General features: G+C 59.1%; 13 protein-coding genes. All 13 read left to right on the top strand.

Annotated features, from left to right (window positions below; translation table 11 throughout):
* The first annotated feature begins 212 nt into the window (after positions 1-212).
* The 13 genes from HQ843_RS04180 to HQ843_RS04120 all read left to right on the top strand — a co-directional run bounded on the left by HQ843_RS04180 (position 213) and on the right by HQ843_RS04120 (position 12,346).
* Entirely contained in the window at positions 213-1,130 is a 918-nt protein-coding gene (locus HQ843_RS04180) for a dihydrodipicolinate synthase family protein (protein WP_180899682.1), read from the top strand.
* Between the two features lie 59 nt (positions 1,131-1,189).
* A complete protein-coding gene (locus HQ843_RS04175) occupies positions 1,190-2,182 on the top strand; it encodes a DctP family TRAP transporter solute-binding subunit (protein ID WP_180899683.1) in 993 nt (330 codons plus the stop codon).
* Between the two features lie 107 nt (positions 2,183-2,289).
* Positions 2,290-2,715, top strand: a complete 426-nt coding sequence (locus tag HQ843_RS04170) for a TRAP transporter small permease (RefSeq protein WP_246710385.1) — start codon at positions 2,290-2,292, stop codon at positions 2,713-2,715.
* 2 nt (positions 2,716-2,717) lie between these two features.
* Positions 2,718-3,995, top strand: coding sequence for a TRAP transporter large permease (locus tag HQ843_RS04165; protein WP_180899685.1), 1,278 nt, complete (start codon positions 2,718-2,720; stop codon positions 3,993-3,995).
* Between the two features lie 461 nt (positions 3,996-4,456).
* On the top strand, positions 4,457-5,125 hold the full coding sequence (locus HQ843_RS04160) for an amino acid ABC transporter permease (protein ID WP_180899686.1): 669 nt from the start codon (positions 4,457-4,459) through the stop codon (positions 5,123-5,125).
* 10 nt (positions 5,126-5,135) lie between these two features.
* Positions 5,136-5,777, top strand: coding sequence for an amino acid ABC transporter permease (locus tag HQ843_RS04155; protein WP_180899687.1), 642 nt, complete (start codon positions 5,136-5,138; stop codon positions 5,775-5,777).
* A gap of 60 nt (positions 5,778-5,837) precedes the next feature.
* Positions 5,838-6,650, top strand: a complete 813-nt coding sequence (locus HQ843_RS04150) for a transporter substrate-binding domain-containing protein (protein WP_180899688.1) — start codon at positions 5,838-5,840, stop codon at positions 6,648-6,650.
* A 72-nt stretch (positions 6,651-6,722) separates the two neighbouring features.
* On the top strand, positions 6,723-7,496 hold the full coding sequence (locus tag HQ843_RS04145) for an amino acid ABC transporter ATP-binding protein (RefSeq protein WP_180899689.1): 774 nt from the start codon (positions 6,723-6,725) through the stop codon (positions 7,494-7,496).
* Between the two features lie 12 nt (positions 7,497-7,508).
* Positions 7,509-8,501: a 2-hydroxyacid dehydrogenase gene (locus tag HQ843_RS04140; RefSeq protein ID WP_180899690.1), complete on the top strand. Its 993-nt coding sequence runs from the start codon at positions 7,509-7,511 to the stop codon at positions 8,499-8,501.
* Positions 8,502-8,640: 139 nt separating this feature from the next.
* On the top strand, positions 8,641-9,300 hold the full coding sequence (locus HQ843_RS04135) for a GntR family transcriptional regulator (RefSeq protein WP_180899691.1): 660 nt from the start codon (positions 8,641-8,643) through the stop codon (positions 9,298-9,300).
* Between the two features lie 42 nt (positions 9,301-9,342).
* Positions 9,343-10,113 (top strand): SDR family NAD(P)-dependent oxidoreductase, encoded by a 771-nt coding sequence (locus HQ843_RS04130; RefSeq protein WP_180899692.1) that lies wholly within the window; start codon positions 9,343-9,345, stop codon positions 10,111-10,113.
* A complete protein-coding gene (locus HQ843_RS04125; RefSeq protein WP_180899693.1) occupies positions 10,113-11,201 on the top strand; it encodes a sugar phosphate isomerase/epimerase family protein in 1,089 nt (362 codons plus the stop codon). The genes HQ843_RS04130 and HQ843_RS04125 overlap by 1 nt, the downstream gene beginning before the upstream one ends.
* Positions 11,198-12,346 carry an alpha-hydroxy acid oxidase gene (locus HQ843_RS04120; protein WP_180899694.1) on the top strand — a complete coding sequence of 383 codons (1,149 nt, stop codon included), beginning with the start codon at positions 11,198-11,200 and terminating at the stop codon, positions 12,344-12,346. Before HQ843_RS04125 ends, HQ843_RS04120 begins: the two co-directional genes overlap by 4 nt.
* The last annotated feature ends 50 nt before the right edge of the window (positions 12,347-12,396 follow it).

The following is a 12,396-nucleotide window of genomic DNA, read 5'->3' as shown; positions in this document are numbered from 1 at the left end:
GGCCATGCCTGGAATCGGCTCCCTTGCGATCTGCCCCTCATTGTCGGGCAGATTGGCGAAAATGCAGATCTTCTGTTGAAGCGAAGAAGCGCGTCTACACTCTTAGGGAGTGTGAAAAACCATGTCAACTTGAACATTATTAAAAACGTATTGTCCGCAATACAGACATATGGTATCAAAAAGCAGTAAAAACCTGATTTGAGGAGACATCCGTGCCCAGACTATTGACCAAGGACGACATGACGGGAATGTTTCCACCACTCGTCTCCCCGTTCGATGCCAGCGAGGATCTCGATCTCGCCGCTTTCCGCAACGAGGTCGATTTCTACATCGGCCACAAGGGATTTACCGGTGTCTGCATCGGTGGCAGCACTGGGGAGGGCTATGCGCTGGAGGCCGAGGAAGTCGGCCAACTGGTCGACGCGGCGCAGGATGTCGCCGCCGGTCGCGTGCCGGTGATGGCTGGAATCATCACGACAACGACCCGCAAAGCGATACGCAGCGCCAAGGCAGCGGCAGCGGCCGGGGCGCAGGCGCTGATGGTGACGCCACCGATCGCGCAATCCAACCGCGAGGACGATCTCTATGCCTATTTCGCGACGATCCATCGCGAAACCGGTCTGCCGATCATGACCTACAACGTCGTCGCCGGGAACCCCGTGACGCCCGGCCTGATGCGCCGGATGGCCGAAAATCAGCATGAGACCGGACTGTTCGGCGCGAAGGAAAGCGTTGGGAGCTCGCTGATCTGGATGACCGAACTGCTGGACACGGTGGCCGACAAGATCGCGATCACCTGGGCGCATGACTGGATGCTCTATCCCGGCCTTGCCGTCGGGGCCGTGGGCTCGGTATCGGGCGCGGCAGCGGTGATGCCGCAGCATTGCCTCGAGCTCTGGGACGCGGTGCAGGCAGGCGATCTTCCCCGGGCGCGCCGTTTGAACCAGGCTATCACCGATGTGTCGAACCAGATCACCACCCTGAACTGGCCGGCCGGGGTCAAGGCGGCGATCAATTTGCAGGGGCGCAAGGTCGGCAAATGCCGCGCGCCATTCTACGACGTGTCCGAGGAGCAGCGCGAGCGGATCGCTGCGGCGTTGAAGCGCGGGGAGGGAGCGCTCGGCATTTAAGCGGCGAACTCACGCGTTATTCGCCCACGCGAGGCGCATCATCAAGGGAGGAGAATAAAATGACCATATACAAACCTTTCGGTCTGACCGGCTGCGTCGCGGCGGTACTGGTTGCAACGACAGCCATGCCGGTGATGGCGCGGCCGACCGAACTGACTTTCGCGCATATATTCCAGCCGGGTCACAGCGCCTTTGTCGGGGCGGAGGCCTTTGCCACACGGGTCGCTGACGAGACCGATGGTCGTGTCATCATCAACGTGGTGCCGGCCGGAGCGCTGGGCGGCATGGATTCGAACCTTGAGGGGTTGTCGCTGGGCTCGGTTGACATTGCCTTCGCCGGAGCCAGCTACACCAGTCAGTATTACAAGCCGATGTCGTTGACCGCTGCACCCTATGCCTTTCAATCCGAGGCGCATTTCGACAAGTTCATCGGCAGCGATCTCTACAACGAGATGAACGAAGGCTTTGACGAGGCCACCGGTAACCATATCGTCGGAGCTTTCACGACCGGTTTTCGCAATGTCACCTCGAACACGCCGGTGCGCGAACCCGCGGATATGAAGGGTATGAAGATCCGGGTGCCGGATGCCGAGATGTTCACCGCGATGCCGCTTGCGGTGGGGGCCAACCCCACGCCCGTCGCCTTCGCCGAGGTCTATCTGGCGCTGCAGCAGGGCGTCGTGGATGCCGAGGAGAACCCGATCGACACGATCTATAGCATGAAGTTCTACGAGGTGCAGAAATACGTGAACCTCACCCATCATATGATGGAACCGGCCTACCTGATTCTGTCGGGCGCGGCCTGGGACCGGCTGAGCGACGCGGATCGGGCGACGATCGCCGGGATTGGCGACGAGGTCAGCAAGTCGATCACGGCGGATGCGCGGGAGCGGACCGCCGATTTGCTGAAGACGCTGCAAGAGCACGGGACCGAGGTCGTTCGCGACGTCGATATTCCCGCCTTCGCTGCGACGGTGCATGACTTCAATACCAGTGACGCGCGGGGGTGGAGCAAGGCGCAATTCGACGCGCTCGAATCGCTGAACCAGTGAGGATTGCAATGTGCGCTCCACGGATCACAGAGGGCGGCGGCAGGGCCGCTAGCCGGACTTGGCGTAGTGTCTTCCCGGAGGATGTCATCAGTGTCGCATTGACCCTGATGCTGGTTTTGACCGTCGCACTGCAGGTATTTGCGCGTTACGTCCTGGGCAATGCCCTGGGCTGGACCGAGGAACTCGCGCGCGTCGAGTTGATCGCGCTGGTCTTCTTTGCCGCGGCCATCGCGTCGCGGCGGAGTACCCACATGGCGCTGGACTTCATCGTCGATATGCTGCCAGCGCGTCTGGCGCGCCGGATCGGAGAATTCGCCGTGTTGGCCGATGTGGTGTTTTATATACTGGTCACATGGACCGCCTGGGAGATGGCGCAGATCTCGATGCGGCGTAGCCTCGTCACCCTGGATCTGCCGCGCGGCTATCTCTACGGACTCGTTACCCTCGGAGCGGCGATGTCGGCGCTGCGTTGCGGGCAGATCCTTTATCGCCTGCTGCGCGGCCACGCCACCAGCCGCGACGGCGGGCGCTGATCATGCTGGTCTCGATCATGTTCGCGGCTATCGTCGTGTTGTTGCTTTGCGGTGTTCCAATCGCCGCTTCCTTCGGTCTCGGCTCGGCGCTGTACCTGATACTGGCGCCAAGGCTACCGGACCTGATCCTGGCCAAGACGATGGTCGAGGGCATAGACAGCTTCACATTGCTGGCGATCCCGTTTTTCATCCTTGCCGGGAACCTGATGAACGTCAGCGGCATCACCGAACGTATCTTTCTGTTTGCCCGAACCGCCGTCGGCCATCTTCCCGGCGGGCTGGGGCAGGTTAACATCTTCTCGTCGCTGATTTTCGCCGGCATGTCCGGCTCGGCGGTAGCGGATGCCGGCGGGCTGGGAGCGGTGCAGGCAAAGGAGATGATCCGGCAGGGGTATGACGCGGATTTTGCCGCCGGTATCACCAGCACTTCCTCGACCATCGGTCCGATCATTCCACCGTCGATTCCGATGCTGGTATTCGCCGTCCTGTCCTCGGTCTCGGTCAGGGATTTGTTCCTGGCCGGGATCCTGCCGGGAGTGCTGATGGCGGCGGGCTTGATGGTAATGACCTTTTTCTTTGCCCGGCGAAGGGGGTATCCGGTGACTGAGAGCTTCAGCCTGCGGGCCGTGCTCCGTGAAGCCGTGCCGGCGCTGCCGGCGATGCTGACGCCGGTGCTCCTGGTCGGCGGCATCACCCTGGGTATCGTCACGCCGACCGAAAGCGCGGTGATCGTGATTGGCTACGCCCTGGTGCTGGCAGGTCTGGTCTATCATGGCTTGACGTTCAAGACGCTGTGGTCAGTGTTGCGGGATACAGCGGAGACGACCGCCACGGTGATGCTGATCCTGGCAACTGCCGCGACCTTTTCCTGGATCCTCGCCAGCGAGGGCGTGCCGCAGAAGGCGGCGATGTTGCTATCGGGCATGGTCGACAGGCCGCTGGAGTTCGGACTTTTGATCTTCGTTGCGCTGCTCGTCGTCGGCACGTTCATGGAGGCCGGCGCGGCGATGGTGATTCTCGTGCCGGTGTTCCTGCCGGTGGCGGATGCCGTTGGCATGGACAGGACCCATCTCGGCATGATCGTGGTCTTCACGCTGATGCTGGGGCTGATTACCCCGCCGGTGGGGCTGGTGCTGTTCGTGTTGAGCCGGGCCGCCGACATTCCCGTGGGCCGGGTCATCCGCGGCACCATGATGTTCATGGCGCCGCTGCTGATCGTCGGTCTGCTGATCGCCACCCTTCCGGCGATTTCCACCGGCATACCCGATCTCCTGCGATGACGGCAGGGTACCGTGCGGGGCCGGGCCGGTCTTTATCGGTGCCGCCCCTGTCGGGCAGCGCCTTCGGGTCGCGGCCGGCAAGAGCATATGGCTTTGCCGAATAACTCCCAAGTCTTCTCGCCCCGGAGGGGAAAGATACCCCGAAAGGGGGAGTGAAGGGGGGAGACGATCCCCTCGAACGTCCTCGCGAGCGGAAATGCTGGATCACCCTCACTGCCCCTTTCGGGGCATCTCTCCTGCAGGCGGGAGAGCTAGTGGGTGCAAGCCTCGATGCCCATAGCCCTGGGGTCGTGGCTGGCAAGAGCATATGCCGCCTGAACACAGCTGGCGCTTTCGTCGTTGACATTCCTAAATATAGAATATATTTGATATTCAAACGAAGGCGGTCGCGACAAGCGATCGCTGGCGCGGAAATCCTGGTTCTCCAAATCAGGGCGCGCCGATGATGATTGGCTGGGTGCATGATGTATTCGCTTGATTTCACAGTGGTCGTGGATCGTATGTCTGAGCTGTTGTGGGGCGCGGCAGGGACCGTCATGCTCTCGGTGGCCGGAATGGCACTGGCGCTGGTTATCGGCGTGCTGGGGGTGATCACCCGTCAGTCGAAGTCCTTGCTCCTGTCGGTACCGACCCGGGTTTTTGTGGAAGTCATTCGCAATACTCCGTTTCTGGTGCAGGTGTTCTTTCTCTTTTTCGCGCTCCCATATCTGGGGGTTCGTCTCAATCCCACGATCACCGCAATCATTGCGCTGGCCATCAATGGCGGCGCTTACGCCATCGAGATTATCCGCGGCGGCGTTGAGGCCATACCGAAGGGCCAGCGCGAAGCCGGCTACGCCCTTGGTCTCTCGGGCGCGCAGACATTTCGGTATATCGTCCTCAAGCCGGCGGTCAGGGCGATCTATCCTGCGCTGGCCGCGCAGGCGATATTGCTGACCCTCACATCGAGTGTTTGTTCCTCGATCGCCGCGTTCGAACTGACGTCGGTGGCCGGCCGCATCGAGGCTGAATCCTTCAGAAGCTTTGAGGTCTATTTCACGATCACGTTCATCTATCTGCTGATCGCCTGGACCATCATGGTGCTTCTCAAATTTCTGGGAAAACAGTTCCTGGACTATCCGGCAAGGTAAGGAGTTCGAAATGGGAAAACCTGAATTCCTCTTTTTGTTGCAGGGACTTAAGTGGACGGTCTTGTTGACGCTTATCGGCTTCGCCGGAGGAGCGGTGATTGGCTTGCTTGTCGCGCTGGCCCGCACGTCCGGCAGCGCTTTCCTGATGCGTCTGACGACTGCCTATACAGCTTTCTTCCAAGGCACGCCGCTGCTCATGCAATTGTTCGTGGTCTATTACGGCTTGGCTCTTTTGCAGTTCAATATCGACCCCTGGATCGCGGTCAGTATCGCTTTTACCGCGCATGCAAGCGCCTTCCTCGGCGATATCTGGAGGGGTGGCATCATGGCGTTGCCCAAGGGGCAGTTCGAGGCCGCCAACGCACTTGGTATTCCTTATGTGTCGCGCATGCGTTACGTGATACTGCCTCAGGCCTTGAAGATTTCGCTGCCCGCCACGATCGGCTTTCTGGTGCAGCTACTCAAGGGCACGTCGCTGGCAGCTATTGTCGGGTTCGTCGAGCTGACGCGTGCAGGGCAGATCGTTTCCAATCAGATCTTTCAGCCTCTACTCGTCTTTGGCGTCGTTGGGCTGGGCTACTTTGTTCTGTGCTGGCCGTTGTCGCTTTATGGCGCCCGGCTCGAACGAAAAATGGCGATGGCAACACGATAGAACGAACCGGCAGGAAGCCGGGGAGGAAAAGCCTGCGCCTAACTTGGAGAGGAGAAAATGTTGAATAAATTACTCAAGTCGATTGTCGCGATGGCCGCTGCCGGCCTCGCATTCACGGCCACCGCTGCCACTGCCCAGACTTTGGAAAACATCGAGAGCCGTGGCAAAGTTATCGTCGGCATTCAGGGCGACAACCCGCCATATGGTTTCCTCGACTCTCAGGGTCGAAATGACGGATATGATGCAGGTGTGGCGACCCTTCTTGGTGAGTTCATCAATGAACCCGTCGAGCTCATGATCGTGACCAACCAAAACCGGATCGCGGCTCTTCAAACGGGGCGTGTCGATGTTATCTTCGCCACGCTTTCGATGACCGCGGAGCGGGCGAAAGCGCTTCAGTACTCGAAGCCTTATGCCGAACAGCCATTCTATGTGCTGGCGCCTGCGGATATGCAGGTCACCGGCATAGATGATCTGGCAGGCAAGACGATTGGCGTGCCGCGCGGGGCGATTATGGATCTTCAGCTCACGGCCATGGCCAAGGATTCCGAGATTCTGCGTTTCGATGATGACTCCTCGAATATCCAGGCGCTGCTCTCCGGCCAGGTCGATGCCATCGGCGGCAGCATGTTCTACGCAGATCGCCTTAACCAGCAGGCTCCGGGCAAGTTTGAGAACAAGTTCTCGACCGGTTCACTGTACATCGGAGCAGGTACGCGTCTCGGCGACATCAAGTGGAATGCAACGATCAATTCATTCCTTGATGAGGTTACCGAGAACGGCAAACTCGATGAACTCTACCAAAAGTGGTTCAAGATGAAATTGCCGGAAATGACGACTCCTATCGAAGGTGTGTCGTGGACAGCAGAATGACATCCGGTACAAAAAACTAGTCAGTGGCACCGGTGAAGACCGGTGCCACCAAAAGGAACCTGGGATTTCCTCATGTCTTCACCATTAAACTCAGCGCATTCGACCGGTACTCCATTCATCGAATTGCGTGGTATCAACAAATGGTATGGTCAGTTCCATGCGCTCAAGGATATCAATCTGACGGTCGATGAAGGTGAGCGGATTGTGCTGTGTGGTCCTTCCGGATCGGGAAAATCTACCCTCATTCGTTGTATCAACAGGCTTGAGCCGTTTGAGAAAGGAGCCATCACTGTCGACGGGATCGAATTGACGGATCGGGGCGACGCCATCGCGTCGGTGCGTCGTGAGGTCGGGATGGTGTTCCAGGGTTTCAATCTGTTCCCGCATCTCACGGTTCTTCAGAACTGTACGCTGGCGCCCATGAAGGTGCGTGGCGTGAGTTCCGATGTCGCCAGAGAGACGGCCATGAAATATCTAGAGCGGGTTCATATCGGTGAGCAGGCGCTCAAATATCCGGCGCATCTTTCCGGCGGGCAGCAGCAGCGCGTTGCGATCGCCCGTGCGCTCTGCATGGAGCCCAAGGTCATGCTGTTCGACGAGCCGACAAGCGCGCTCGATCCGGAAATGGTCAAGGAGGTGCTCGACACAATGATCTCGTTGGCCGGGGATGGCATGACCATGATTTGTGTCACGCACGAAATGGGGTTCGCGCGGCGCGTCGCCGACCGCGTGATCTTCATGGCCGATGGCGGAATCGTTGAGGAAGCGCCCCCGGAGGAATTCTTCGCGAACCCGAAACACAGCAGGACCAAAAGCTTCCTAGGCGAAATTCTGGCGCATCACTGAGACAGGTCCATCATGCCCAAGTCCCTTAAATCCGTCCCGATTCTCATTCCCGGTGCAATCAATCCGATTACGCTAGACCGCCTGCGGCCTATTTTCGACGTCTCTTACATCGAAGCGGGCTTTTCTGCGGTTCCTGCCGAACTTGCCCGGCAGGTGCGCGGTATTGCCGCCATTATCCCCATGGACGCCGCCACCATCGATCTTTTTCCCAATCTTGAAATCATCGCTCATTTCGGAGTGGGCTACGACAGTGTGGATGCGGTACATGCGGCTTCGCGCGGCATCGTGGTCACCAACACACCGGGCGTCCTCAACGAGGATGTGGCCGATCTCGCTGTCGGCCTGTTGATCAACGCCATCCGTCAGCTTCCGCAGGCAGAGCAATGGCTGCGCGCCGGCCACTGGGCGGACAAGGGCCCCTATCCATTGACCAGGCTCACTCTTCGTGAACGGCGAGTGGGAATCTATGGCCTGGGGCGTGTCGGTCAGGCGGTTGCGAGGCGACTTGAAGGCTTCGGGGTCGAAATCCGCTATCACAACCGCAATCCGGTTGAGGGCGTGTCCTATCAATACCATGCGTCGCTTTTGGAACTGGCTGAAGCCGTCGACACGATCATCTCCGTCGCTCCCAGCACGCCTGAGACAGCCAAATCCGTTAACGCAGCAGTGCTGACGGCTTTGGGGCAGAACGGTGTTTTCGTGAATATCGGTCGAGGCGCCACCGTCGATCAGGATGCGTTAATCCTGGCGCTTCAGCGCGGTACGATCGCCGCAGCTGGCCTTGACGTCTATGCCAACGAGCCAAATGTGCCCAAAGCGCTTCTCGATCTGGCCAATGTTTCGCTTGCACCGCATGTTGGTTCGGCGACGGAATACACACGTGCGGCAATGGCCACTTTGTGCGCCGATAACGTGATCGCCTGGTTTTCGGAAGGCTGGCCGCGCACCCCCGTTGCCGAAACGACGAATATTCGCCGGCAAACTGCAACCGACGCCAGCCCGTAAACCTTCGCACCCGAAATAACCTGGCAGTCGAGATGTTTTTTTTTAGCTTACCTGACCGCTTCTACGACCAAAACTTGGATCAACCATGGAAGACACGCCTATAGAATACCCATCGCGCCCTCTGGCAAAGAGCCAGGGTTTGACCGAGCATGTTTATCACGCGCTGCTTCAGATGCTTGTGCAGGGAGTGCTGAAACGCGGATCCGTCCTGAGGATCGATCTTCTGGCCAAGACGCTGGATGTGTCTCCCACTCCCGTACGCGAGGCGCTTGCGAGGTTGGCGACCACGGGCTTGGTACAGCATGAGGCTCGGCGGGGATACACCATCGCGCCTCCTCTCGATCGCAAACAACTTGCCGAACTGATGGATGCCAGGCGTCTTATCGAGGTGGCGGCAATCGGGCGGGCTTGCGAAAACGGCTGTGCCGCCTTCCTCGCGGATCTCGAGAAGGCGCTGGATACGCAACGAAAAGCCGTTGAGGCCTATCAGTCTCAGAAAGATGAGGGAGGCGAGGACCTCGCATGGCAGGTTATGGTGGCCGACTTACGGTTTCACCACACCATTTTTGAGAACACTGGCAACCGCTTCATTCGGGTCATGTCTCAGGCACTGTCGGCGCAGTTGCACCGTATACGCCAGTCAGCCCAAGCCGGAATATCGGACGATCGCAACGCGCTTGAGGAGCACGAGGAAATTCTCGCGGCGCTTCGGACCGGCGATAGGGCTGTCGCCGAACGCGCTATGGAAAAGCATATCAACAATGTCGAACGGCGTTCCGAACTGGACCTGACAGACTAACAGGACGCGCCGCTCCAGTACCGAACAATCACAGGAACGCTCATGACAAATCAATATCCCGCCAACAAAACAGCGATCATCACTGGTGCCGGGTCTCCCCGCGGCATCGGCCGAAATCTTGCTCAACGTCTCGGTGAGAAGGGTTGGAATCTCGGGTTGATCGACCGGGACGTTTCTCTTGCCAAAGATTTGGCGGATACACTCCAGCAGAAATATGACATCAAGGTAGTCGCCGTCGAGACCGACATCTCCGATGCCGCTGCCGTCGACGATGCGGGTAGCGCGTTTGAGCGCGCTTTGCCTCCGGTTCTGGCGGTTGTCAACATCGCGGGTATCAGCGATTCGACGTCTTTCTCGGACACAGACCTTGCTCGATGGGAGCGGGTTCTCAAGATCAATGCCACGGGAACCTTTCTTGTCACGAAGCGGTTCCTCGCCGGAATGGTCGAACGCGGAATAGGGCGGGTCGTCAGCCTGTCTTCGACGGCGGCCCAAAGCGGCGGCGGGACATTCAGCGCGGCCGCCTACGCCGCGTCCAAGGCCGCCATCGAAGGCATGACGCGCGGTCTGGCACTTGAAGTCGCGAATACCGGCGTGACCGCGAATGCGATCGCCCCCGCGATTATCGATACCGATATCATGGGCGGAACGATTACGCCGGACCGGCTCGAATACTTCACCAGCCGCCTGCCGGTCGGACGGCTTGGCCGCGTTGACGAAGTTTCGGCCCTTGTCGAATTCCTGATCGGCCCGGAAGCCGGCTACATCACCGGAGCAACGCTCAATATCAACGGCGGGGCGAGGATCGGATAATGCTCAAACATCGCAAAATCGATATCTTCAATCCGCCAGGAGCAGGTCCGCAAGGGGTTGATCGGTGGCAGGCGGCGGCGACGCTATCCGCGGTGGACCTGCCGCTCGCCCTACCGTACGCGCCCGAGAATTGGCCGATCGCGGCTGCCATGCTGCAGTTCCCTTCAACTACCGCCGGAGGCAAATCCATGCGCGTTGCGGGGCCGGAACGTTGGCTTCGGGATTTGGCCATTATCGCGGCTGAAGGCTTCAATTCTGTGGAGATTCCCAGTGCCTGGTTGTCAATCGGAGAACTCGATCGACATGAGCACGAAGACCTGAAATCGGTTCTGGCTCAGGTCGGATTGTCGGTTTGCGCAACTTCCGTGGTGCGTCGAAGCATCATTGAGGAGGGGCGTGAGCAGGAGAATATGGCGATCTCCCATGCCGCGATCGATGGCGCGGCAGCGGTCGGGTCACCGCTTATCTGCCTGGGATTGCACGAGGCGCTGCAGCCAGGGCAACTGGATGCAACCTGGTTTTGGACCATGCCGACCCACCATAATCCGGATGACCGTGAGGTCTGGAACCGGGCGGTGGCCGGCTATCGCGAACTGGCTGATCATGCAGCTTCGGTCGGTGTGCAGATTTCACTCGAGCTTTACGAGGGGACATTTCTGTGCTCTGCCGATAGTGCCGTTGCCTTTCTGCAGGACATTGATCGCGACAATGTGGGTCTCAACCCTGATCTCGGCAATCTCGTTCGCGCGCAAATGCCCATCGAGCCGTGGGAATCCATGGCCATCAAGACCTTTCCCTACGCCAACTACTGGCATGTGAAGAATTATAGCCGCGTCGAGTTTCCAGAAAATAACCTATATCTGACGACGCCGACTCCGATGGAAAGCGGCTTTATTGACTATCGCAAAGCCATCTCTTTCGCCGTCGCGCACGGCTTTCAAGGGGCATTTCTGTGCGAGAACTACGGCGGGGACGGACTTTCGGTTTCCGCGGAAAACGGTCGCTATATCCAGCGGGTTCTCAAGAGTATTTCTCTCGACGTCGCACGCCCTGATGGCGCGCCGCGAATTGCTGCGAGGACAAAGTGAATCTCGCCAATTGGGAAGACGCCCGCGACGCAGCCAGACGCCGACTCCCGAAAATCTTCTTCGACTTCATCGATGGCGCCGCCTTCAGCGAAACAACGGCAAGGGCGAATATCGACGACTTCGAGAAATGGACACTGGAGCAGCGGGTGCTCGTCGATGTAGCTGACCGCCATCTCTCCACGCGCTATCTCGGCACCGGGCGTCCGTCCCCTCTCATTCTCGGTCCCGTCGGCTTTGCCGGGCTCTTTGCGCCTAACGCCGAGATAAAGGCGGCCAGGGCCGCCCATAACGCAGGCATCCCCTTTTGTCTTTCCAATTTCGGCATCGTATCGATGGAGGCGTTGCGCGATGCGACGGATGGCCCGCTCTGGTTCCAGCTCTACGTTCTCAAGGACAGGGATCTGTCCGAAAATCTGCTGCGCCGTGCGCAGAGCATCGGTGTCGAAGCTCTCGTCATCACTGTCGATAGCCAGGTCAAGAGTGTCCGCGAAAAGGACACACGCAATGGCTTTCGCACATTGACGAAGCTGACACCCGGACTTGCTCTGAAGCTCATGCGCAAACCGCGTTGGGTGGCGGGTGCACTGATGGCCGGACCGATCCGCATCAACAATCTTTCCGACTATCCGGAATATGGCACAAACGCCTTGGAACAGGCGGCGAAGCTCGGCCATCTCATCGATTCATCGATGACCTGGGACGATGTTGCCCGGTTCCGCGAGCGATGGAAGGGCAAGCTGATCATAAAAGGCATTCTGAGCCTCGAGGACGCCGCCCAATGCGCGCGGCTCGGGGTCGATGCGATTATCGTATCCAATCACGGGGGGCGCCAGCTCGATGGCGCTCGTTCGTCCATCTCGGTGCTTCCGGAAGTTGTCGGCGAAGTGGGAGACAAACTCGACGTTCTGTTCGACGGTGGTGTGCGTCGTGGCGGCCATGTCGTGAAGGCCATGGCCCTTGGCGCAAAAGGCGTGTTGCTGGGGCGCAGCTACGCCTATGCCGTTGCCGCCGATGGACAGCGCGGGGTGGAAACCCTGCTCGAACTGATGCGTGTCGAAATGGATGTTGCCATCGGGCATATCGGGGTCCGCAACTTCAACGAACTGTTCGAGCACCGTGATCGAGTACTTCGGCGTCATGCTTGAGCAAGGAGGTTAAAATGCGGTGACCGGTCGTGACCCGAGGCCTTGCGCGC

The organism is Martelella sp. NC20, from assembly GCF_013459645.1.
Taxonomy (GTDB): domain Bacteria; phylum Pseudomonadota; class Alphaproteobacteria; order Rhizobiales; family Rhizobiaceae; genus Martelella.
Note: the sequence above shows the minus strand (reverse complement) of the source record. Positions and strands in the feature narration are given on the sequence as shown.